General features: G+C 66.6%; 18 protein-coding genes, 1 pseudogene and 1 CRISPR repeat array (1 of these 20 only partly in view). Of the genes and pseudogenes, 4 read left to right on the top strand and 15 right to left on the bottom strand.

Annotated elements, in window-relative coordinates:
- Window positions 1-443: a CRISPR direct-repeat array (repeat unit 37 nt; unit sequence GTTGCGATCCTCGCTCGCCGGTGAGGGCGGGCGCCAC) (it extends 409 nt beyond the left edge of the window).
- Window positions 444-600: 157 nt separating this feature from the next.
- From cas7c to ABD333_RS27665, 7 genes are all read right to left on the bottom strand, one after another.
- The gene (gene cas7c / locus ABD333_RS27695) at window positions 601-1,476 is read right to left on the bottom strand and encodes a type I-C CRISPR-associated protein Cas7/Csd2 (RefSeq protein ID WP_344545436.1); all 876 of its coding nucleotides are present in this window, start codon (window positions 1,474-1,476) and stop codon (window positions 601-603) included.
- 25 nt (window positions 1,477-1,501) lie between these two features.
- Window positions 1,502-3,277: a type I-C CRISPR-associated protein Cas8c/Csd1 gene (gene cas8c / locus ABD333_RS27690; protein WP_344545435.1), complete on the bottom strand. Its 1,776-nt coding sequence runs from the start codon at window positions 3,275-3,277 to the stop codon at window positions 1,502-1,504.
- A 4-nt stretch (window positions 3,278-3,281) separates the two neighbouring features.
- Window positions 3,282-3,947, bottom strand: a complete 666-nt coding sequence (gene cas5c, locus ABD333_RS27685) for a type I-C CRISPR-associated protein Cas5c (protein WP_344545434.1) — start codon at window positions 3,945-3,947, stop codon at window positions 3,282-3,284.
- 32 nt (window positions 3,948-3,979) lie between these two features.
- Window positions 3,980-6,181 (bottom strand): CRISPR-associated helicase Cas3', encoded by a 2,202-nt coding sequence (gene cas3, locus ABD333_RS27680; RefSeq protein WP_344545433.1) that lies wholly within the window; start codon window positions 6,179-6,181, stop codon window positions 3,980-3,982.
- A 1,662-nt stretch (window positions 6,182-7,843) separates the two neighbouring features.
- On the bottom strand, window positions 7,844-9,043 hold the full coding sequence (locus ABD333_RS27675) for an MFS transporter (protein WP_344545432.1): 1,200 nt from the start codon (window positions 9,041-9,043) through the stop codon (window positions 7,844-7,846).
- The gene (locus ABD333_RS27670; protein WP_344545431.1) at window positions 9,040-10,842 is read right to left on the bottom strand and encodes a S9 family peptidase; all 1,803 of its coding nucleotides are present in this window, start codon (window positions 10,840-10,842) and stop codon (window positions 9,040-9,042) included. Before ABD333_RS27670 ends, ABD333_RS27675 begins: the two co-directional genes overlap by 4 nt.
- A 28-nt stretch (window positions 10,843-10,870) precedes the next feature.
- Window positions 10,871-11,866, bottom strand: coding sequence for a LuxR C-terminal-related transcriptional regulator (locus ABD333_RS27665; protein WP_344545430.1), 996 nt, complete (start codon window positions 11,864-11,866; stop codon window positions 10,871-10,873).
- 273 nt (window positions 11,867-12,139) lie between these two features.
- On the opposite strand from ABD333_RS27665, the gene ABD333_RS27660 reads away from it, so the two are divergent.
- Window positions 12,140-12,781 carry a hypothetical protein gene (locus ABD333_RS27660; RefSeq protein WP_344545429.1) on the top strand — a complete coding sequence of 214 codons (642 nt, stop codon included), beginning with the start codon at window positions 12,140-12,142 and terminating at the stop codon, window positions 12,779-12,781.
- A 106-nt stretch (window positions 12,782-12,887) separates the two neighbouring features.
- On the opposite strand, the gene ABD333_RS27655 is transcribed toward ABD333_RS27660, so the two are convergent.
- The 7 genes from ABD333_RS27655 to ABD333_RS27625 all read right to left on the bottom strand — a co-directional run bounded on the left by ABD333_RS27655 (window position 12,888) and on the right by ABD333_RS27625 (window position 17,453).
- A complete protein-coding gene (locus ABD333_RS27655; protein ID WP_344545428.1) occupies window positions 12,888-13,304 on the bottom strand; it encodes a hypothetical protein in 417 nt (138 codons plus the stop codon).
- Between the two features lie 5 nt (window positions 13,305-13,309).
- A complete protein-coding gene (locus tag ABD333_RS27650; RefSeq protein ID WP_344545427.1) occupies window positions 13,310-14,113 on the bottom strand; it encodes a phosphotransferase in 804 nt (267 codons plus the stop codon).
- A 25-nt stretch (window positions 14,114-14,138) separates the two neighbouring features.
- Window positions 14,139-14,684, bottom strand: a complete 546-nt coding sequence (locus tag ABD333_RS27645; protein WP_344545426.1) for a glycine-rich domain-containing protein — start codon at window positions 14,682-14,684, stop codon at window positions 14,139-14,141.
- A 142-nt stretch (window positions 14,685-14,826) separates the two neighbouring features.
- Window positions 14,827-15,156, bottom strand: a complete 330-nt coding sequence (locus ABD333_RS27640; RefSeq protein ID WP_344545425.1) for a hypothetical protein — start codon at window positions 15,154-15,156, stop codon at window positions 14,827-14,829.
- Window positions 15,122-15,676 carry a hypothetical protein gene (locus ABD333_RS27635; protein ID WP_344545424.1) on the bottom strand — a complete coding sequence of 185 codons (555 nt, stop codon included), beginning with the start codon at window positions 15,674-15,676 and terminating at the stop codon, window positions 15,122-15,124. Before ABD333_RS27635 ends, ABD333_RS27640 begins: the two co-directional genes overlap by 35 nt.
- Before the next feature lie 38 nt (window positions 15,677-15,714).
- Window positions 15,715-16,545, bottom strand: a complete 831-nt coding sequence (locus tag ABD333_RS27630) for an SAM-dependent methyltransferase (protein ID WP_344545423.1) — start codon at window positions 16,543-16,545, stop codon at window positions 15,715-15,717.
- A complete protein-coding gene (locus ABD333_RS27625; RefSeq protein WP_344545422.1) occupies window positions 16,542-17,453 on the bottom strand; it encodes an SAM-dependent methyltransferase in 912 nt (303 codons plus the stop codon). The genes ABD333_RS27630 and ABD333_RS27625 overlap by 4 nt, the downstream gene beginning before the upstream one ends.
- Before the next feature lie 1,051 nt (window positions 17,454-18,504).
- Between ABD333_RS27625 and ABD333_RS27620 the strand changes: the two genes are divergently transcribed.
- The 3 genes from ABD333_RS27620 to ABD333_RS27610 all read left to right on the top strand — a co-directional run bounded on the left by ABD333_RS27620 (window position 18,505) and on the right by ABD333_RS27610 (window position 22,022).
- A complete protein-coding gene (locus ABD333_RS27620) occupies window positions 18,505-19,638 on the top strand; it encodes an NsdA family TPR-like regulatory protein (RefSeq protein WP_344545421.1) in 1,134 nt (377 codons plus the stop codon).
- Window positions 19,639-19,658: 20 nt separating this feature from the next.
- On the top strand, window positions 19,659-20,579 hold the full coding sequence (locus ABD333_RS27615; RefSeq protein WP_344545420.1) for a phosphotransferase: 921 nt from the start codon (window positions 19,659-19,661) through the stop codon (window positions 20,577-20,579).
- Window positions 20,580-21,887: 1,308 nt separating this feature from the next.
- A complete protein-coding gene (locus ABD333_RS27610) occupies window positions 21,888-22,022 on the top strand; it encodes a hypothetical protein (protein WP_344545419.1) in 135 nt (44 codons plus the stop codon).
- A 59-nt stretch (window positions 22,023-22,081) separates the two neighbouring features.
- On the opposite strand, the pseudogene ABD333_RS27605 reads toward ABD333_RS27610, so the two are convergent.
- Window positions 22,082-22,338, bottom strand: a pseudogene (locus ABD333_RS27605) (hypothetical protein); the annotation flags it as partial.

Raw genomic sequence — 22,338 nt, 5'->3', positions numbered from 1 at the left:
GGATGTGGGACACGGCGGCGTAGACGACGTCGATCGGGTTGCGATCCTCGCTCGCCGGTGAGGGCGGGCGCCACGGGCCTGCTACTTCCGCTGGTGGCGCGCGGGCAAACCGTTGCGATCCTCGCTCGCCGGTGAGGGCGGGCGCCACCGTTCACCGTAGCCGCACGTAGTGCTGCTCGCCATTCGTTGCGATCCTCGCTCGCCGGTGAGGGCGGGCGCCACCATCGCCGTGAGCACACACCCACCCGGGCGCCACCGTGTTGCGATCCTCGCTCGCCGGTGAGGGCGGGCGCCACCGGCGGCGGATGCCTCAGCGAACAGCTATGCGACGTGGTTGCGATCCTCGCTCGCCGGTGAGGGCGGGCGCCACTCGATCGATCTTTACACCAGGGACCGGGCCGAGATCGTTGCGATCCTCGCTCGCCGGTGAGGGCGGGCGCCACCCGGCTGCCGTACAGCGCGGGCAGGACATAGTGCCTCGGACGGTGCTGGCGTCGTCGGCGTAGCTGGCTTCGAGCAGGATGAGGCCGGCTTGACGGGGGCAGTACGCGTAGTGCTCCAGCGCAGACAGCGGGATCTGGATGGATCCCGGCTCCGTGTTCACCCAACGATCCGGGTGAGCGTCACCCCATCGGGGATGCCTCCGTCGTTGATCTTCACCGAGTAGTCCTGGAAGGCCCGTGCCGGGCCATCGACCTGGGGGTCGACGCTGATCAGGTCGAAAAGGGCGTGGGCAGGTGCCGAGCCGAAGGCGTCGTGGTGGCTGAAGACGTAGAGCCCTCGCAGGGCCATCTCGCCGCGGGTCGAGGCGCGGTCGTGTTCGAACATGAGCTCCATCGCACGCCAGAGCATCGCCAGGTCGTTGGAGGTGACGCCGGTGCGGCGGGCCAGCGGGGCGCTGAAGTGTCCGAACCCGCGGTAGAGGCCGTAGGGGACGGCGTGTTTGCCGCCCATCTCGGTCTCCTTGGTGTCTTCTTCCTTGGTGCGGGTGACGCGGGTGATGCCGTGCTCCTGGGGGACGACGGAGTCGATGGAGCGGGAGAAGGTGAACTGCACGGGGCCCTGCACTCGGCCAGCGTGCTGTTTGCCCGTTGTCATGACGGCTCCGAAGGCGCGCACGTCAAAGAAGGTTTGGCACATCCAGTCGCGTGCCTGGGACTGGACGGCGGTGTCGGTGTTCTTGTCCTTGGTCTTGGCGATGCCCAGTGCGGTGTAGGCGCGTTCGTGCTGGGAGTTCAGCGAGACGCCAGCCTCGACGTAGATGTCGTAGCCGGGCTTTCCTTCCCCGAGCAGGGTGACCATGTTGCGGATTTTCCGCTTGATGGCCACGTCGGTGACCAGGCCCTGCATGGTTTCGGGGTCGGTGCGGGGCATGCCGCCGGCGTCGGGGTCACCGTTGGGGTTGCCGTCCTTGACGTCGAAGAGGAAGACGAAGTCGTGCTTGCGTGCGGGATCGAGATGCGGCGCTTCGGTCATGAGGGACTCCGTTGTCGTTCGGATGTCAGATCTGGGCGGTCTCGGCAGTCGTGTTGGCACCGTTGGCCTGTTTGGCCTGTTTGGTCGCGTTGGCTGCCCGGGCGGCGGCCATGTCGGTGGCGCGCTGTTGGTCGTAGCCAAGGATGAAGTGCATCTGGCCGCGTGCGTCGAGGTGGGCAGGCAGTCCGGCGTCTGGGTCCAAGAGGAGGCTGAGGCTGGCCAGGCGTCCGTCCAGTGCCAGGCCCGCTCCGCGGGTTGCGTCTTTGCCGATGAGTTTCTTCAGGTGCCCGTTGGCGTTGGTGCGCAGCATCCGCATGGTGGCTTCGGGCTGGGTCATGGCCAGCCCGAAGTAGCGGTCGCGGATTGTGGCGTTGACGTCGGGTAGGGCGCGTCGCTGGATCGCTTCCAGCACGGCGAAGATGCGTCCCCACACGTAGGCAGGGTTGGTGGCCGTCTCGTCCAGGCCGGGCATGATCTTCTCCTTGAAAGGAGGGCGGGTCAGCGTGAGCCGGAGCATGGCGACCCGGGGCAGGTCGATGTTGTGGTCGTTGCGGATGCGGTGCAGCAACTGCGAGACCAGGCTCGATGGCGGCGGGACTGCGTGCAGGGCGGCCCGCAGCAGGTCTCGTTCGAGGCCGTGGACGGTGCTGCCGGCCACGTACTGCTTCTTTGTCCGGTCCCAGCGGCCGCTGGCTCGTACCATCGCCCACAACGGAACGTAATGGGCACCGTCGCTCCAGCGGTCGGTCGCGCAGTGATCGTCGAACCATGCCGCCAGGCGTTCCTTGATCTCGGCGACGGGAACCTCCACCCAGTCACGCACCACGATGCGGCTCTGGTTGGCCGACAGTGTCAGCGCGTAGAAGGCGTTGGTGTCGATGGCCGTCCGGTGGGTGCCCTTGTGGACCTGGTCCAGCAGCGCGTTCACGTCCTCGGGTTCGGGCTGGTCGATCACCATGAGGTCGAGGTCGCCGGCCTCGCGCAGCCACCAGGTCACCACGCTGTCCTCGCCGCGTCGACGGTGCCGTTCATCCGACAGCAGCCGGTTGAGGGCGGCCATCGCCTGGGCGCCGCATTCTTCACACAAGGGTGTGTTGCCCAGTTGCAGGTTCCCGCCGCGCCCTTGGGCGCTGGTGTTGATCGATACCAGCGCGGCGTCACGTCCGCGTTTGGGGCGTCCCTTGCCGTCGACACCGACCGGCACGAGCGAGCTCTTGATCATGTACGGGACGGTCTTGAGCAACGGCCCCGGGTCGCCGCAGGACAGGCAGATGCCCTCAGCACCGGAGCTCTTGCGTTTACGTGATTCGCTCGCCCAGAACTCGATGGCCGAGGGGCGCCTGTGTGCCCACTCGTTGTCGACCAGGATCCCGACGATCTCCGAGGAGGCCACGTCGTCCGGCAACGGGAGTCGCAGATGCTTTTCTTGGTCGAAGAAGTCGCAGACGATGCTTGCGACCGGGTCGCCGCTGGCCGCCCGCCAGTCGTGCAGAAGCGCGAGGTAGGCGTCGTTGCGGCGATCGGCGGCTGTCTGCGCCCGGTCAGTGTCGTCCTTGGCCACGCCGAAGACGTATTCCAGCGTGTCGACCAGCAGCATCGCGGCGATCCCACTGGTCCGTGTCACATATGGTGCCGCCTGCTGAGCTGCGGCTCTGGTGCCGGGGTCGGTCCGATCGATGAGCGTTCCATCGCCGTTGCGGTCGATGCTGATGGCCCACTGGACGGCGCGGCTCCGGTAATACCGCGGTGTCTCACCGGCCGCTTCGTTCTTGGCGTGCTCAACCAACTGTCGGAGGGGCATCCGGTCATCTCCTCGACCTGGCGGCGCTCGCCGGCCTACCGGCGCTTGCCGAGGGAAGCTCGATGCCGCGGGGTGTCACCTCAAGGACGCCGTCCACCAGCTCGGCCATGAACCACTCGTAGGTTTCGCGGCCGTCGCTGTAGTGGATGGTGTGCAGCATTGGCCCCAAAGGCCGTGTCTCGGAGATCGGCTGGAGTGCGGTGGCCTTGCCGAAACGAGCGGAGAATTCGCGGGTCCCTAGGAAGGGCTGGGAGAAGCAGGCGCCCTTATCGACCCGGCGGCGGAACTGCTCGCGGTACTTGGCCTCTCCCTCGGCCACCTGCTTGCGCAGTCGCACCTGCGCATAGATACGGTAGGCAACATCACGCAGAGCGACAGTGTTGCGCTGGTCACGGTCGGTTTCGACGTCGTACCGCAGCGCGGGGTTGGACATCATTCGTCGGGCCCAGTCCTCAGACGTCATCGATTTGACCTCGTTGCGGCGGATGGAGAACCAGCGGATCGGCTTGAGCACCTCGATCTTGACGATCACGTACGCGAACTCGGGTCGCCAGAAGATCGCCTCCAAGATGCCGCGGGCGGCTGACGGCGTCATCACCTCGTAGCTGAACCGCTCGGCCTTCAGCTCTGGTCGCGTGAAGCAGGCGAACTCTCCGCTGACCTCCACCACCAGCGGAGGATGCGGATATCGGGGATGCGATCTCACCAGACGAAGTCCTCTCCACTCGGGTCGGCGAGTTCCAGGCCGCGGACCTGGTGGTATTCGCCGTCCCACTCGATCAGGTCGCCCAGCAGGGGCGTGGCCAAGCCGTCACCGACCGCCCGGGCGGCCAGACGCCGCGGCAGCGTCGCCAGGTAGGGCTGCAGCTTGCGGAACACCCACGGGTCGGCCCCCGCTGGGCTGATCAACAGACTGCGCAGGTGCTCGCGCTCACCGCTGTCGCCGTAGGGGACGAGCACCGCAACGGTTTGCTCGTCGATCAGTTTGAACCGCGCGGCCACCTCGGGAAAATCAAAGTCGGCCCGGTACCGCTGGATCTCCGCGCCGGGACCGGCACGCTCCAGATCCTTCACCGCGTAACGGGCCTGGTAGTAGGCGCTCAACGCGTCCACGTCGTCAGGGTCGGCACGGTCTGGACCAAAGAACGCGCGGGTGCTGTCCAGCGCCGCCCCATACACCAGCCGGGTACCGGTCACGCTCCCGTCCGCCGGATCGAACACAACTACCCGGCCGTGCTCTAGGCGCCCGTTGCGGTTCGCACGGCCGGCCGCCTGCTGCAACGCCTCAGCCGGCGCGAACGCCCGAAACACCATCGGGAAATCCAGATCGACCCCGGCCTCGACCAGCTGAGTGCTGACGACCAAGACCGGCAGTCCCCGCTCCAGCCGCTGCCGCACGTCCATCAGCACAGCTCTGCGATGACCACCCGCCATACGTGTCGACAAGTGCATCACCGGCACATCCCCGTGGGCGGCCTCCTCAAGATGCCGGTGGACAGTGCCCGCGTCCTTGGTCGTGTTCACGATCGTCAGAGCCTGCTCCTGCCCCGCCACCTCCAGCGCGATCGCTTGCAGCGTCGGCTTCGGATCGCAGCGCCACTCGTACCGCACACGCCGTAGCCTGCGGTAGTACGGCTTCGGCTCAGCAAGCAACGGCCGCGGCCGCAAGCCCTTGAATACCTCAAGGGAGAAGAACTCTGGCTGAGTCGCCGACGCGAGCACCACACTTGTCCCGAACCGCTCCGTCAGGTGCCGCAGCGCCGACAGGATCGGCGGCAGCATCGCATCCGGCAACGACTGCACCTCGTCCAGCACGACCACCGCCCCGGCCAGACGGTGCAGCCTGCGCATCGCCGAAGGCCGACGACTGAACAGTGACTCAAACAACCGCACCGTTGTGGTCACCACCACCGGCGCATCCCAGTTCTCCGCAGCCAGGCGCTGCCACCGCCGATCCACAGGAAGATCGTGCAGATCCACACCACTGTGGTGCTCAAGCACATTCTTCGGCCCGAACAAGCGACCATAAACCCGCGCGTTCTGCTCCGTGATCGACAGAAACGGCACCGCGAAGATCACACGTCGCAACCCATGACGCGCCGCATGATGGACCGCGAAACCACCCGAGGCGATTGTCTTACCCGCGCCCGTCGGCGCGGGAAAAGGGAAAACCCCGATGGGCTGATCGGCCGCCGCAACCGCCTGCTCATAAATCTCAGTACGGACGGCATCAATCGGCGATACTCCCGGACTGCGGAGGTAGTCCTCTCGCGCGCCCTCGAATACCTGCACCATCGATGACAACGACGGACCAGACGGCCGACGAACCCCCTTGAAATGGGACTCGGTATCCAAGAAGTCGGCATCGACCAGAGCACTGAACGCCATCCGCAGCAGCAACTCCGCCGCATACGGATCATCTGCCGACCTTGCCCACCCCGGAACCGCCGCCCCATGATCCGCCAAGATTTCCGGCACCAGCTCCGCTACCCGCTGGACCGCCTCCTGGACCCGATCCGCGGCATCACCTTCCGCTGACGCCAGCATGTCCTTGATCGCACGCCGTGCAGCAAGCCCACCGTGGTGCCCCAGCACCAGCAACGCGAACAGCCCGACCCGCCCCTTACGCGCAGCCAACCATGCGCCCGCTTCTTTATGATCGATGCTGCGCCCACCGGCATCGACAACCCGACCACCACTGGCCTCAGCGCGAAGCAGACCTTCCTGCCAACAACACGCCCCCTTACCAACGTCATGCACAAGTCCCAGATAACCGGCCAACTCGCCAACCCCAAACACCGAGGCAAAGCGCGTGGCCAGCGCAGCGGTTCCCCGAAGGTGATCTTCAAGTCCATGACGTTGCTCCGAAGGATTCACGCTATGGGCCCACAACCCATCAATCACAGCCCGCTCCCGCCGCAATACCGACAGTCAGGAGCCGACAATATGACCTGGGTACGACAGAGCCGGGCCGATCACCTACTCACCACGGCGAAGTGACCGAGTACGGCCAACCATCCCAAATCAGTTGCGAACCAGCAGAAGCAGACTCGACCCACGGGATTCCTTGACCACCAGACTGAAGCACTCCGGTTTTTGGTAGCAGCTATAGGTTGTGGCTGTGGCCTGGGATTCTGCCTGGTTGTGGGAGTAGTGGAGGGGCTCGTACTCGTCGGGTGGACATGGCAAATCTCACCGTGCAGGCGGGTGGTGATGTACCACGTGACGGTGGCGTGATGGCCGAGCCAGTCCTCGAACGGGTTGCGATCCTCGCCCGCCGGTGAAGGCGGGCGCCACCCGGGCCAGCTCGCGAGGTGGAGGTTGCCAAGGAGTTGCGATCCTCGCCCGCCGGTGAAGGCGGGCGCCACCTGATGCCCGACTGGAAACGCTTGGCCGAGCAGGTGTTGCGATCCTCGCCCGCCGGTGAAGGCAGGCGCCACCAGGCGCTCCCACAGGGCCGCGCCACCCTGGGTGTCGTTGCGATCCTCGCCCGCCGGTGAAGGCGGGCGCCACGTCTTGCGGAAGGCGCCCTTGCGGATCTGCTCGGTGTTGCGATCCTCGCCCGCTGGTGAAGGCGGGCGCCACCCGATGAGTAGCAGGACGAGGGGGCCAGGACTGAGGTGTTGCGATCCTCGCCCGCCGGTGAAGGCGGGCGCCACTGTGCCGTGGGCGAGGTTGAACTCGACCCAGAACTGGTTGCGATCCTCGCCCGCCGGTGAAGGCGGGCGCCACTCAGCCGTGGCGGCGCTTGCGCAGTTCGTCTTCGATGTTGCGATCCTCGCCCGCCGGTGAAGTCGGGCGCCACAGCCGCCGGTACCCCTCCCGCAACTGCGTCGTGACGTTGTTGCGATCCTCGCTCGCCGGTGAGGGCGGGCGCCACAAAGAGTGGTCAGTCGGTTGGTCAGCGGTTGCTGTAGTTGCGATCCTCGCCCGCCAGTGAAGGCGGGCGCCACGGGCCGGACCGCGGGGTTCGGAGTGACTTGGAACAGGTTGCGATCCTCGCCCGCCGGCGAAGGCGGGCGCCACGACAGCGCCGGAAGGTTCTGCTTGACGTAGTCGATGTTGCGATCCTCGCCCGCCGGTGAAGGCGGGCGCCACGCGCTGTGATCGCAGCATCATGAAGCCGCCGCCGCCACGGTTGCGATCCTCGCCCGCCGGTGAAGGCGGGCGCCACAGCAGTTGATCTGCAGGTTTCACTTTACGCTACCGGTACCACACCAATTCGAAACGGTCATAGTCATTGTTTGATGTCGATACCTTCTTCGGAACCTCCTACGGATTCGGTGTCTGCTGGGGGTTCCGAAGCGGAAGTTTGTCGATCAACCGTCGGCGAGTGCAGCCCTTCCTGTCCGTTATCACCATGCTGGGCACGGCCACTCGTCACATGGTGGAGTCGAACACAGCTACAGACGGCGGCGATCTTCAGGCCACAGCCACGAACCACACGCCATTGGTTGCTGGCGCACGACCGCGCACCGTGACCACTGCCGGCCGCGAGACTCTGGACGAACTTCCTGCGCCAGAACTGGCGTCTCCGCATTGCGAGGCGAGAGCACGGAACTGCAGTCAGGCTAGTCGTGGTCTTGGGTGCCAGGATCTAGACAGCAAGACGATTGCGGATGCGATGGGGATGTTGGTCCCGATCGCGATGGCGGCGGTGGCGGGGCCGTTGAGTTCGACGAGTGGTCCGGCGAAGGCGAGGGCGATCGGTGTGAGGAAGTAGGCAGGGAGGATGCTCCAGCCGTTGACCCGTGCGAGGGCCTCGATAGGCAGGGTCTTCTGAAGTTCGGTGATCCAGAGGACGAGGTACATCGCCTTGACGGTGCCTGAGACGAGCATCCCTAGCGCGATGGTCGCCACCGCCGCGCCGCTGCCGATGAGCAGCATCGGGAGCGCCGTCAGAGTCAGCAGGCCGACCGCGAGGGGGATCGGGCGGCGTGGTTTGAGGCGAAGGACCAGGGCGGCTCCGACCAGTGCGCCAAGGGCTTCAGATGCCGCGACCATGCCCCATGCATCGGCGCCATGTCGGTGTTGGGACATGTAGAGCGGACCGATGATTTCGGCGAAGGTCGCGGTGGCGATCACGACGGTCGTGAACTGCAGCGTCATGGCCCACATCCATCGATGCGCGATGAAGTACCGCCAACCTGCGGCAAGGTCGGCGATTGGTCCTGGCGTCACTGTCCGGCGCACGGAGGTGTCGAGCCGCAGGAGAAGCACCATGCTCAGTCCGCACATGGCGCTTTTCAGGCCGGCGGCAAAAGCTGGACCCATCGTGGTGACCACTACGCCGGCTGATGCGAGGCCGGTGAGTAGTCCGACGGCTTCGGTCTGGCCGACGAGGGCGTTCCCCGCATGACGGCGGTCGGGAGGCAGAAGGTCGGCGGTCACGCTGCGGACGGTGGGAAGGAAGATGAAGTAGGCGGTTCCAGACAGCAGTGTGAGCAGGCACAGCATCGCCAGCGGCGCGCGGCCGTTCAGCAGGCATGCGGCAAGCCCGAGCCAGGAGGCGCCTGCTGCGAGTTCAGCGATGGCCAGGATGTGGTGGCGTTTGAAGCGGTCTCCGAGAACGCCTCCGGCGAGGATGAGCACGGCTGGCAGTCCTTTGCAGGCGACCACGATCGCGATCTCGCTGGGGCTGTAGCCGAGTTCCTTCAGGCCCCAGACGAGCGCGACCTGTCCGAAGCCGACGCCGGCCGATGAGATGAGGCGGGCTGCCAGCAGTGGTGCGACGGTGGGGCTGGTGGCGAGGCCAAGCGTTGTCATTGACTGTTGTCGCCGAGGTGGGCGATGAGGAACGCGGCGGTTTGGGAGTAGGCGCGGATCTCGTTGGCTTGGATCGTGAAGCCGTGTCCTTCGTCGGGGAACACCTCATAGCGCACCTCGATCCCGCGGGCGCGTAGCCGTTCGGTCAGGCGATCGGCTTCTTCGCGCGGTACGCGCGGGTCACGGGCGCCTTGCAGGACCAGCAGTGGTGTGTTGATCGCGTCGGCGTGGGTGATCGGGGACCTGCTGAGGAGGAGCTCGGCATCGGTCTCGGGGTTGCCCAGGACGGTGTCGACGTAGTTTCGCCATGTGGGTGGGGCGTCTTGGGAGAGTGTGACGAGGTTGGTGGGGCCGCAGATCGACACTCCGGCTGCCCAGTTGTAGGGCAGGCGTGCGAGGCAGGACAGTGCGGCGAAGCCGCCGTAGGAGCCGCCGTAGACCGCGATGCGTTCGGTGTCGAACTCGGGGTGCGTGCCGAGGTAGCGCATGGCGTGGTCCAGGTCGGTCAGGTCGATGCCTCCCCAGTCGCGGTAGATCAGCTTCTGGTACGTACTGCCGTAGCCGGTGGAGCCGGCGATGTTCGGTGCGAACACGGCGATGCCGTGGTTCAGCAGGTGCTGGTAGAGCGCCGCGTAGCGAGGGCGTTCCTGCATCTCAGGGCCACCGTGGACCGACAGCAGGACTGGATGGGGGCCGGGGTTGCGTGGCCGGTAAAGGAACGCGTGCACGCTGCGCTCGTCCACCGTGGGGTAGGAGACCGACTCCGGCGCGATGGGCTCGATCGCGTGAAGGGCAGAAGGCCGAGCGTCGGTGAGGTAACGCAGTTCGCCGTCGTTCAAGTCGAGGACGCCGATCTCCTCAGGGCGTCCGGGGGTGTCCAGCAGCACCGCTGCTTTGGTTCCGTCGTCCGCGAGAGTCAGCGTGGAGATCACACCGTTGGATATGTCCGGGCAAGCGATGGTGACGTCGTTGCGCCGCGTGTAAAGGATCGAGCGGCCCGCCTCGTTGACGGTCCAGGCGAGGGTTCCGTCGGCTGTGTCCAGGCGTTCGACGTCCCAGTCTTGCTGCACGACCGGGCTCAACACCTCGTCGGCGAGGTCGTAGAAAGCCGCAGCGGTGAATCCCCACAGATCGGTGAGCAAGTAGAAGCCCGACGAATCAGGTGACCATGCCTGCGGCTCGAACAGGGCCACGCCGTACCGGTCGGTCATGCATTGCGGCTTGGCCGCCGGCTCAACGAGATCGATCAGATAGACGCCGATCTCGGTGTTCGAACGAAAGCCAGCAGCCAGCAGCCAGCGGTCATCCGGTGAGATCCCGGTCGGTGTGAACGCCACACCCTCCTCAGGCTGGATGCGCCTTTCGTCTCCGGCCGCCCCGGTCAGGTCGCGAACAAGCAAGTCTTGAACGGTGCGATCACGATCGTTGGCCGCGTAGACGAGATAACGGCCGGTCGAGTCAAACGGGTTCGCCGCCAACACGCGCTGGCACTCTGGTCCCGTAGTGAGCTGCGTCGGCTCGCCTCCGTCGCGGTCAACGCGGAAGATCTCGTACTGTTCGTCGCCCTCGTGATCAGCGGTGAACACCACGCTCTTCCCGTCCGGGGACCAGGCGACCTGCCTGACGATGCGGCCGGGCTGTTGCGCGAGTTTGCGCGGCGCACCGCCTGCGGTGGGCACCACCCAGAGCGCGGACCGGCCGCCGGCGTTGCTGGAGTAGGCAACGAACTCGGAGTCGGGCGAGAACGCGAGGCTGGGTTGAAAGCGCTGACGGGGAACGAAGTCCTCGTATGGAGGCATGGAGCGGCAGACCCTTCCGCGTGGGTGGCTATTTGATCCAGCCGCGCCTGACGGCGGCGGCTCCTGCGGCGAAGCGCGACGGAGCGCCGAGCTCCTCGCGGATGGCGGTGATGCGTCGGCGCACGGTGGTAGCGCTGATCTTCAGCCGTCGCGCGATGCCTTCGTCGTCGGCACCCTGCGCCAGTAGCTCCAAGATCGCGCGCAGTTCGTCCGTCAGTGGGCTGTCGGGTTGTACGGCACCGATCGGCGTCGCCCGTTCCCACAGCAGTTCGAAGTACTCACGGAGCGCCGCAACGATGACCGGTGACCGCACCAGGACCGCGCCGGTCATGCCGGTCGGCCCGAGTGGAAGCATCGCCACGCTGCCGTCGGCCAGCTTCATCTTCATCCCGATACTGGCTAGCAGGCGCGCCTCTTCACCCAGTTCAGCGGCACTCGCGATGTGCTTGGCGGCGACCGGGTGCTCGGCGCAACGGCTCTCGTAGATGGTGCGCCGGCGCACGCCGTTGCGTAGAGCCGGTGGCGCGGCGACGATGGCGGTTTCGTCGATGGGACGCTCCGCGAGATAGTTCTCTAGCGTCAGCCAGTCGTGCCTGGCCGCGTTGACCAGCACACCGGACAACTGCGTGATCTCGTTCGGCTCGGTGACGACCTGGATGAGCCCTCCCGCCGAACCGGACCCACCGGCAACCGGTGCAGGAGATGCCTCAATGAGCCGTCGGCGACCAGTCAGGAAGCGCTCGTTCTCCTCTGCCAGCCGCTGATTCATCTCGGTCAGCACGCCTTGCAGTGCCAGGTCGGGCGGCGCCGGGATCAGTCTGGGCGAGCCTCCCGCTTCCGGACGCCGGTAGGCCATGCCACGTTCGAGCAGAGCAGTGACGACGCCTATGCCGCCGAGGAGATCGGCGGCTTCGTCCGGGGCGCAGCCTTGTGTTTCCACCAGCGACCGGTACGCGTGATAGACCTCATCAGGAACGATCCCGTCCAGGAGTTGCGCTGCAGAAGCGTCGTCAGGCTCCGCCACATACTCCCCTAACAGACAGCAATGAGTGGCTACCGACTGTAACAGTCTTGCCAATGCGGTGACGGCTCATCGCCAGTGACAAGAAGTCGCCACTCACGCGCAGCGCCAGAACGACGGCTCTTCGGGGCCTCTCACCAGGCGCCTCTTTACGCCAGCTTGCGCACGCGACCCGCGCCCTCGGGTCACTTCTTGTCTTGGCCAGTTTGGACGGTCCACCGACCAGGCGTTTCAGGTTCCATGGGGCCAGTGAACGAGCGAGCACCAGGAGCCACAGTGACCAGCCGCCCCCAAGGATTCCCCTCCAACCAAGAGCACTCCTCGCCAACCTCGACCACCTGCAGTCGCCTCGGCTCCGACATCTCGCGAGCGTCCGCCGACGCCCCCCGCATCGTTCCTTCGGCGCCGACTGGGACACGGCTGCTCTACGACGTCACACGCCCGGTGCACAGCGGGATCTTGGGCGCGTACGCCAACGACTGGCTTCGGGTCGCCTTCGTCGAGGCGCTCGTCAGCGACGAGCGCCTGCCCGACATCGTCACCACACGCCGCGACCTGGACGTCATGTTCTGTGGCCGGGCCAGTGACGCCTTCCTCGACGACTTCAACGAACGCCTTCGCGTGTTCGAATGCCTGGAGGACGCCATCGAGCACCTCGAAACCAGAGCAGTCGCCGTTCGCTCAGGCCAGCCCGGACCGACCACCGTCTGGTTCGCCACCCCGGGCAATGACGCGGACGTGGTCAACCAGACGATCGAGTTCTGGGCCGGCCTGGACATGATCGCCCTCCTTCGCGGCCCGTGGCCATACGGGCCCAACCGCCACCCGCAACCCGTTCACCGTTCGATGCACCGCACCCAGGTATTCATCGCCCAACCGGTGAACGACTCGATCGCCCTCCTTCAGGAAGGCGCCTAGGGTTGCGCCGGGCGCCGGGCGTATCTCCCATGCGCGCAGAGATTCGTCAGCAGATGAGGGATCGGCAAGATCGGTCAACGGGATGCGGGACATGACGCTGAGTCGATCAGCCAGGGTGGGGCATCGAGCGGAGGTGTCGTGTAGCGGGGCCGATGAGTGTGCGGGGGAAGGTGAGCGAGGCCCAGTCTTGGGGTTGGCTGTCCTTCTTGACCGGGCGCAGCAGCCAGGCTTGCGGCTCGGTGAGCCCGGCGCAGATGTCGAGGAGTTGCTGGGCCTGTTGGGTGCGGATGACCAGCCATGCCCGGCCCGTTAGCCGCGCGGCAAGGCGTGCCTGTTCGGCTTGGGTTGCGCGGGTGCCTCCCTGTTTGATGGCTTCTCCGGCGTCCTGGCAGGCGACCTTGGTCTGGAACCCGAGCCGCCACAGTTCGGTCACCAGCGGCGCCATCTCGACGTCGATCGCGACCTGGTGGCCGTCGGGGGTCGTGAGTTGCTGGGTTGGGTGGTGTTGGGTCCAGTCGGTCACTCGGGTTACTCCTTGAGCCGGTACGCCGCCCATTGGCTGGTCAGGTCGGCGTGGCGTGTGATCCACTCTTCGGGCCGGGCTTGGGCGGCGTTGCGCCACTGCGCGGCGAACCCGGCGGTGAAGGCGTCGACGGCGGCGGGTTGCGCGTTGGTCCATGCGGGGAACTGACTGATCCACTCGTCGGCTTGGTGCGGTGTGTGGTTCGCCCCGATCAGCCACGGGATCAGCATCATCTGCTCTAGCCAGGGCGCGCCGCGGGTGACGAAGGCCCAGTCCACCACGAAGGCGCGCCCGTCGCCGGTGATGATCAGGTTGTCCTCGTTGAGGTCGGTGTGGATCAGTGCGTTGCCGGCGAACATGGCCGGGTTGTCGGTGTATTTGTGCCAGCGGCGTTCGGCCGACAGCATCGCGACGTCGGGACAGGGAGTGTTGTGGATGGCGTGGATGGTCTTGGCCAAGATCTCCAGGTCCGGTGAGCCTGGGGTGAAGTCGGCGCGGCGGCCCTGCACGTAGTCGAATCCGAGAGCGAGCCACCCCCCGGCCTCGGCTGTCCAGCGGAGGCCGGGGGCGAACTCTGCCACGGCGGGGTTGATGGCGGCTTCACGGCGCAGCGACATGACCTCCGGGCCGTCCCTGTCGGCCAGCTTGCGGGCGGCTTTGACAAAGACCCGACCGTGGCTGGTGAGCAGTGTGGCCGCGATGTCGGCGTGGTTGCCCGTGGCAGCTGGAACGATGCCGGAGATCGGGCCGGTCTGGGCCTGGATCTGCTTGCGGAGTTCCTCAGGCAGGTCGCTCCAGTCGGTACGCACGTGAGGCCTTTCCCGGGTCGCTTGGTCAGATGCGGATGGTGAGCGGGATGTCCGGCGGCAGGTAGCCGTTCCAGTCCACCAGGGAACGCCAATCCCGGCCGCCTTGGTCGTTGCATTCGGGCGGGCAACAGCTGGTGCCGGCCTCGCCGTCCCAGAACTGCGGGTCCACGAAGTAGCCCGTGGCGTGGAGCTGCGGGATGGTGCGGGCCAGGGCTGCGCCCGAGGCGATGTCATCGTCCATGACAGGGCGGTGGTGGATGAACGATTCAGCGAAGACGTAGCTCATCGGAACGTACACCTCGGTCCGTTGCAGGCTCAGATGCCACGCCTGGTCCACCGGCGGGGTCGGCACGATCCGGACGTAGTTGCGGGGGTCTCGGCGTTCGGCCTGGCGGATGTTGCCCACCGCCTTGAGGAACACCAGGTTTTGCCCGACCACGCGCGTGCAGTAGTCGTGGCTGGCATGGGTGGCCTTGCGGAAGTCCTCCACTAGGAGCGTGAACGCTTTGGTGGGGATCAGCTCGCGCGGGTCCCTGCCGGTCTGGGTGAGGTTGTCCAACGTGACGGTCATGTCTTCTCCCGTGCTGGTGGCACGACGTTCTCGCCGTGTTGAGTCCCGATGGGCGTGGTTCGGAGTGGGGTAGCGACCACCTCTTTTCGTGGCGCTGGTAAGCCACAGTTAGCGGACCCGGCGTCGGCACTGGCGCAGACGGCTAGAGGTTTGCGCCCAGGGCGCGGCCGATGGTGTCGGCGACCCGGTCGACGTCGTCGAGGGTGCCGATGACAGCGTCGGCGTCGGGTCCGCTGTTCCAGGCGAACGCCGCGGTCTGGTCGTCCCACACGACGCGGCGGGGTTCGCCGTTGTTGTAGGAGGCACGAATGAACGCCTCGGGCACGTCGGGCAATTGCAGGCCGGGCAGGAGCTGATGCACACGGTCGGCGCTGACCTGGGGGACACGGCGGCGGATGGCGGCCCACAGGGCGTCCAGCGGCCCGTCAGGAGTGGCGTCAGGGAGTGCGTTCAGCTGGTCGGCGTGCGTCATTGACTGCTCCGTCGTCGTGGTCTTTTGGCCCACGGGCTGTGGGTGGATCGTGGGGGTGTGGCGATGCTGTGATCGTGTGGGTACGTCGGTGACCTGCTGTTCCAGGGGCGTCCGGTGCGGCGCCCTCGAGCAAGTCGCTGGCCGCGGCGCGGCGCTGGAGGCTGGCGACCAGGTCTGCGGCGAGAGGGTCGAGTTCGGCGACAGGTCGCACGTACTGGAAGTAGATCGGGCCCCTGAGCGACGTGTCGCAGTAGCGGAACGCGCCACGGGCTGGCCGGCCGCGGTGCCACGACAGATCGCCACTGAGGTGCCGCGGCCACACATACATCCGCAACCCGACCGCGCCAGGCATGATCCGGGCGCCGACCGACACCTCCGGCAGACCACGCCACTGGCGCGCCACCGTGGCCGTCACGCCCTGGTAGGCGGTGAGCCGGGCCACCAGCCGCAGCGCGTATTCGCCGGCGATCTGTTCCTGGGCTGGGGCGAGGTGGAACGGGTGGGTGGGATGGTTGCTCATCTCGCTGACGCCACGCGCCAGGCCAGTGTCTGCGCCGGTCATGGCCGTGCCTTGCGTGCGACGCCGCAGTACTGCGACACCCGGGGCGCCTGGCCGAACGGCGTCGGGTCGGGGCGCCAGTGCGAGCAGGACACCACGCCCGGCTCCAGCAGCTCCAGCGACTCCAGGCCGTCGAAGTAGCGCTCCAACTCGTCTGCGGGGCGGGCGACGATCGGCGTGCCGCCCATCTGTGCCCAGGTGTTCATCGCCTGGTGCATCCGCTCGCCGTGGACCTCGGCGGTGGCCCAGGCTATGGCGATCATGCTGCCGCAAGGCAGTCCGTTGATGAGCGTGTTGACGATCGTGCGGGCTTGAGCGTCATCAACCACGTGGTGCAGGATGCCCAGCAACATCAACCCGACCGGCTGGTCGAAGTCCAGGGTGTTGGCGGCTTGGGCGACGATCTGTTCGGGCTCGCATATGTCAGCGTCGATGTAGGCGGTGACTCCTTTGGGGTTGCTGGTGAGCAGTGCGTGGGCGTGGACGAGTACCAGCGGGTCGTTGTCGACGTAGACGATGCGGGCGTCGGGGTGGACACGTTGGGCGACCTCGTGGGTGTTGTCCACGGTCGGCAGCCCGGTCCCGATGTCCAGGAACTGCCGTATCCCCGCCTCACCGGCCATGTGACGCACCGCCCGGGCCAGGAACGCGCGGCTATGCCGGGCCACATCGACGATGTCGGGCATCATCGCGGCGATGGCATCACCGGCCTGCCGGTCGATGGGGTAGTGGTCCTTGCCGTCCAGCCAGTAGTTCCACACCCGCGCCGAATGCGGCCGGGTGGTGTCGAGCTTGTGATGCCGGGCGGGCGAGGCGGTGACGAGGCTCATCCCGCCCCCTTGGAGGAGAGCGCGACCATGCCGACCACACGCACCTTCCCAAACGCCTTGCCCGTGTATTGGTGCACCTGGCCGGGCGGCGCCCAGGACTGCACGTCATCCAACGGGATGTCTGGATCGACGGGTTCCCAGCCCGCGTCTTGGACCAGGGCGAGGATGTCTTCTTCAGTGCGGAAGGTGAGCTGGCTGGACGCTCGCCGGTAGCCGTCGGTCATGCCGCAGACTGCCTGCTGGGGGATGCCGGTGGAGCAGGCATGGGAGAGCACCAAGCAAGAACCGGGCGCCAGCCGTCCGTGCAGGTCGGCCAGCAGCCCGGCAGGGTCCTCATCATCGGTGATGAAGTGCAGCACCGCCGCCAACACGACGCCTACCGGCTGGCCGAGGTCGATGAGATCCTCCAGTTCCGCAGAAGCGAACAAGCTGTCCAGGTCGCGCAGGTCGGCTCCGATGACCGCGTCATAACCGTCGTCCGGAGCGCTGCGCAGGGCACGGCTGTGGGCCAGCACGATGGGGCTGTGGTCGAACCCGACCAACACCACCCCGTCCGCAGCGGCGCGGATTGCCCGTTCCACCGTCGGCAGGTCGGCGGGCAGGTCGTTGACGATGCCCATGCCGATATCCAGCACCTGCCGCATCCCGCGCTCGCCCACCACGTAGGCGGCGGCGCGGCTGGCGAACCTCAGGTTCTCCTCGGCCATCGGGATCGCTTCGCCATCGGTTGCGTCGATCACCTTCTGGCCGGCGACGCGGTCGACCTCGTAGTTGTCCTTGCCCCGCAGGTAGAAGTTGTACATCCGGGCGGGATCGGCAACCGGCCCGTCCTTCTCCTTCGTGCTGAGCGCCCGCGGTGTCACCAGGAGCCGGGGAACGTCAGGCGGAAGATCGTCGAACCGGGGCATTCGAAGATGGCCTTTCTGGGAGCGGGGAGTCGACGAAGCGGCTGGGGATCGCCGCAGGCCTTGGATGGCGGCCGTGCCGCTAGGGACGCTGATCGACGGAGGGCGCACCAGCAGTTCCCGTTCCGTACGCTCGTGTTGATCGACGCTCGCGATGTCGGTGCGTTGAGGAGCTGTTCCAAATGGCGCGGATCGGCTGCCGTGATCTGGCAGCCGACGACACGGCGGGCGATCCAACCATCCAGGCACGGGCAGAAGCGCCACTCGGTGTGCCGGGCCCGCGACCGCTGCTGCAGCACGCCGTAACTCCATTCGCCGCCGCTGACGTGTGCGCAACTGAGCGCAGTCGGCGGCGCCGAGCCCGCCAAGGTCCTGGGTTCGGCGGTCCGGTCGGATTGGCGTTGGTGCCTGACAGGCTGGATATCTGAACAGGCCGCAGAGCCAGAGGGACCGGAGTATCCCATGTACAGGACATCGGCAGTTGCGGGGAACGAGGGCCGGATGCCATCACAGGCCTTTCCACACGCGAAATCCAAGGGTGGTGGCATGCGGCGGGCGGGGCTACGCAGCACACCGCGCCGCCGCATGCGTACTTGAAGGGGCGCACCGTACGGCCGGACCGCAGCGGCAGCCTGGTCCGGCCGTACGGCCCCCGCCGACTCCCCGCCGATGCGAAGGGAGACGGCGCGGCTCGCCGTTGTGCGGCGAGTGGGAGGTGGGTGCTGGGATAACGGCGCGGCACACCCACCCTGTGGTCGCTAGGTAGGGGCCTGAGGGATGGTGCCTGTGCGTGCTTTAGTGGGTATTCATTCCGCAGAGACGCGTGCACCATGGCCGCCCTTGGGTCGCTTAATACTGCTGATTGCCTACGACCAGTCGATACCTTGGGAGGAGGCGCCCTCTAGCCGACAAGGACCGACAGACCCCGACATCGCGTTGTCGGGACACAACGCCAATGACGCGAAGGTGCACGCTCATGGCATATGAGACGACGGAAGTAGTGCGCGAGCGGCTCCGCTCGGAGCGCAGGGCGCGAGGGTGGGACATTCCGCGCATGGCGCGCGAGCTGCGCGACGCAGCCGAGCAGCCGCACACCATGCCCAAGCTGGCCAGCCTGGTCCGCAACATCGAACGGTGGGAATCGGGCGAGGTCACGCGGATTCGTGAGGAATACCGGCTGCTGTACGCCCGGGCCATGAACATGACTGAGCATGAACTGTTCGATCCAGACGACACCCCTGCGCCGCCTCCAGAAGCCCGCGAGGGTGATGTGCAGGCGATCCGAGCGATGCTGACCGGCTTCATGCTGTCGGATCGTCAGTTCGGCGGTGAGCGGATCCGCCAGCAGGCGGCCGCCTACCTCGGACAGGTCATCGAACCACGCCTGCGCGGCCACGCACCGGATGCGCTGCGCCGTGATCTTTTTGCCATCTCCACCGAGTACGTCATGCGGCTGGCGGCGATGCATCTGGATACCGACCGGATCAAAGACGCGTTGGGACTACTCGGCCGGGCCGCCGGTCTGGCCAATGAGAGCGGCGATATCAGCCTTACGGCCTGGGTACTGTCACGCCGCGGCGAACACGAGATGCACCGAGCGGCACTCTGCGCCAACAGCACACAGCGGCGCGCACACCTTGAACAGGCCCTGGCCTATACCGAGGGCGCGGTGGGCGTAGCGCGGGCCGCACCGCCGATCAGCCGAGCATTCCTGACCACCAAGCAGGCACTCGCCTGCTCAATGACGGGCGACCGTGCCAAAACGCAGCGAACCCTAGGCAAGGTGTGGGACGCCTACGATCAGGCGGGATCGACGAACGAGCCGGACTGGATGGGCGCCTATCACTGGGGCCACCTGCGCCATGAAGAAGCCCACTGTTACGTCAATCTCGGCATGGGACGCGATGCCGCCAACGCCGTCGAGGAGGCACTGAGCGTACGCACCGCCGCCCGGCCGCGAGTGTTCTCATTGGGCCTGCTCGCCATCGCACGCGCTCAGACCCTCGAGGTCGACGAAGCCTGCACCACGGCCCACCAAATGATCACGCTCGCCGGCCAGATCTCATCCCGCCGGGTCACCGTTCGGCTGGTCGAGGTGCTAGAAGCCCTCAAGCCCTACCAGAACCAGCCGGCCGTCGCTGACGTGCGGGAAGCCGCCACCCCCGTCCTCGAAGGTTCTCCCGCCTGATCTGCGGGGACATCGCCACCATGCCCGACCGAAGTCAGCATCGCGATGGCACCGCCGAGATCCTTGAGCAGCTGGCCGAGCTGCACCACATCGACGTCAGCGGCGCGCACCTGCTGCACCAGCACAGCAACACCGCGATCGCGCTGCCCTCGTCCGGCCTGCTCGTCCGGATCGCAGGCAACCCCGACGCGCTTGAGGCGGTGACGGCGTCGGTGGCGGTCACCCGATGGCTAGCGGCCCGCCGATATCCATGCGTAGCCCCGGCCGACATCGAACCGTTCATCTCCGCCGGACGGGTGGTGTCGCTCTGGCAACTGATCGACGTCGCCGACGGTCCACCAGGCAACGGAGCCGAGCTCGGCCGGCTGCTGCGACAGCTGCACGATCAGCCCAAACCGCCATTCCCGCTGGCCACCCTTGACGACCCGCTGCGCAGCGTCGCCCGCGCGGTCGACAACGCAGCCCATGGCCTAGCCGACGATGACCGCCACTGGCTGCGGCACCGCATCAACCAGCTCCGCCAGCAATGGACCCGCCTCACCCCAGCCCTGCCAACCGGTCTCATCCACGGCGACGCCCACTCCAACAACATCATCCGCAACCACTCCGGCACAGCGCTGCTGGGCGACTGGGACCATACAGCGCTCGGCCCCCGCGAATGGGATCTCATCCAACCGCACTACATGAAGAGACGATTCAACCGCCACACCGAACAAGAGATCGCCGACTTCACCACGACCTACGGATGGGACGTACGCACCTGGGACGGCTTCCCCCTCCTCATCGAAATACGGGAGATAAGCGGCCTCAGCCCCTACATACGCAAATCAAACCAAGACGAATGGGCACGCGACGAGGTCACACATCGCCTCCAGACCCTAAAAGACGCGGACACATCGACACACTGGCACTCCCCACCAAGACGACAAACAACCGCATGATTTGCGGGTCTCGCGGCTCCGTTGACTCTCCTGGGGCAGCGTCCCGCGCCTGCCCGATATCGTCACCACGCGCCGCGACCTCGACGTCGCGTTCTATGACCAGGCCAGCCACGTTTTCCTCAACGACTTCGACGGACGCCTTCAGGTGTTCGAAGGCGTGGGGGACGCCATCGAGCCCCTCGAGACCAGGGCCGTCGCCGTTCAGGCCAGACCGGACCGGACCGTCTGGTTCGCCATCCCGGGAACGACGCGGACGCAGTCCACCAGACGATCGAATTCTTGGCCGACCTTCGACTGATCGGCCTCCTCCGCGGAACGTGGCCTTACGGATCCAACCCTAACCGCAGCCTCCCATCGCCCGTTGCGCCGCACCCAAATCTGACCACCCAACCGGTGAACCACTCGATCGCTCTGCTACAAGCAGCTGGTTAGGAGCGGACACAACACCCCGGAGTCAAGGTGAACTATGGTTCGCCCTTTCTGGCCTCGCCGTCCAGTTCCTCCCATGCCTGGCCGAGCTGATGCTCGCCTCATGGAGGGTGAGACCTCAGCCAAGGGTCATCCACACAGCGAACCATCCCCGCGCGTGCGAGGCCGACGCAGCTCCAACACGGTGCTCATGCGGTCACCGCGGCCCGTCCCCGCGCGTGCGGGGCCGACGCACCGGTTCTCCCGCCATCCCGCCGTGGCGAAGGACCATCCCCGCGCCTGCGGGGCCGACGGTGGCGGCTGCCACGAGGAGGCGGCCCGGGTGGGACCATCCCCGCGCGTGCGGGGCCGACTAGCCCAGGCCGTCGTGCGGGTAGCCGGGGATCGGACCATCCCCGCGCGGGATGGTCCTCCAGGACGGCCTGGCCGCCTCCAGACTCGAGAGTCGGCCCCGCACGCGCGGGGATGGTCCGGCGATGTACATGTACGCCCGCCCCACGGCCGGGTCGACCCCGCACGCGCGGGGATGGTCCTCAGCGACACGCGACGCCTAGACGTCTGGACGTGTCGCCCCCGCACGCGCGGGGATGGTCCCCAGGTGTCGAGATCTGCCGCACGTTATGCCTCGTCGGCCCCGCACGCGCGGGATGGTCCGGGAGAGGTGCCGGTCACGTTGGCTGAGCGCTTGTCGGCCCGGCACGCGCGGGGATGGTTTCCTCAACAAACGCCCACCCCAAGCACTCGCCGGGGTCGGCTCCGCACCTGCGGGATGATGCGCCCTGGTAGTGACCGCCTCGTCAATCGCAGATTGAGCCGCGGACTGCTTCGGCGTTCCCCAGAGCGATCTGGTCACTCCAGAAGCTCACATCCCACCGCGCCATGAGCAGCTCATTTGGCAATGAGGCCCAGCGGCGCGAGAACCAGAACAACCCTGGTCAAGGTAAGCCGATCTACACCGACGAGCAGATCATTCTGCAGGCGGAGGGGCAGGTGTCAACGGCGCGCCAATCCTGACCCCCTGAGGTCGGGTGGGTTCAAGGGTGGTTTCGCGTGATCGTCGCAACGCTGACGGCTCATGATGGCATGCGACTGGCGAAGTAGTCGGCGGGTGTTTCCCAGTCGAGAACGCGCCGGGGACGATGGTTGAGAAGGTCCTCCACCCGCACGAGGTCTTCGGGCGTGAACGCGGAAAGATCGGCGTTCTTGGGTGCCTCTGTGTTTGTCAAGGCGCCGTAGTGCATGTCGTAGTGTCGGCCGTGGCGGGTCTGGGAAGTGACTTGTCCGAAGAGTCGACCGTCGGGGTTGGGTCGGCTGCGGTGGATGTCAGAGT

Source organism: Actinomadura fulvescens (genome assembly GCF_039533225.1).
Lineage (GTDB): Bacteria > Actinomycetota > Actinomycetes > Streptosporangiales > Streptosporangiaceae > Spirillospora > Spirillospora fulvescens.
The sequence above is the reverse complement of the archived record's forward strand: the minus strand, read 5'-3'. Positions and strand labels throughout refer to the sequence as shown.

Excerpts from the sequence above, each read along its gene's own strand:
- ABD333_RS27625 (WP_344545422.1), bottom strand. The coding sequence starts at position 17,453 with ATGCCCCGGTTCGACGATCTTCCGCCTGACGTTCCCCGGCTCCTGGTG.
- cas7c (WP_344545436.1), bottom strand. The coding sequence starts at position 1,476 with ATGACCGAAGCGCCGCATCTCGATCCCGCACGCAAGCACGACTTCGTC.
- ABD333_RS27615 (WP_344545420.1), top strand. The coding sequence starts at position 19,659 with ATGCCCGACCGAAGTCAGCATCGCGATGGCACCGCCGAGATCCTTGAG.
- ABD333_RS27670 (WP_344545431.1), bottom strand. The coding sequence starts at position 10,842 with ATGCCTCCATACGAGGACTTCGTTCCCCGTCAGCGCTTTCAACCCAGC.
- cas8c (WP_344545435.1), bottom strand. The coding sequence starts at position 3,277 with ATGCCCCTCCGACAGTTGGTTGAGCACGCCAAGAACGAAGCGGCCGGT.
- ABD333_RS27620 (WP_344545421.1), top strand. The coding sequence starts at position 18,505 with ATGGCGCGCGAGCTGCGCGACGCAGCCGAGCAGCCGCACACCATGCCC.
- ABD333_RS27645 (WP_344545426.1), bottom strand. The coding sequence starts at position 14,684 with ATGACCGTCACGTTGGACAACCTCACCCAGACCGGCAGGGACCCGCGC.
- ABD333_RS27640 (WP_344545425.1), bottom strand. The coding sequence starts at position 15,156 with ATGACGCACGCCGACCAGCTGAACGCACTCCCTGACGCCACTCCTGAC.
- ABD333_RS27630 (WP_344545423.1), bottom strand. The coding sequence starts at position 16,545 with ATGAGCCTCGTCACCGCCTCGCCCGCCCGGCATCACAAGCTCGACACC.
- ABD333_RS27635 (WP_344545424.1), bottom strand. The coding sequence starts at position 15,676 with ATGAGCAACCATCCCACCCACCCGTTCCACCTCGCCCCAGCCCAGGAA.
- ABD333_RS27610 (WP_344545419.1), top strand. The coding sequence starts at position 21,888 with ATGAGCAGCTCATTTGGCAATGAGGCCCAGCGGCGCGAGAACCAGAAC.
- ABD333_RS27675 (WP_344545432.1), bottom strand. The coding sequence starts at position 9,043 with ATGACAACGCTTGGCCTCGCCACCAGCCCCACCGTCGCACCACTGCTG.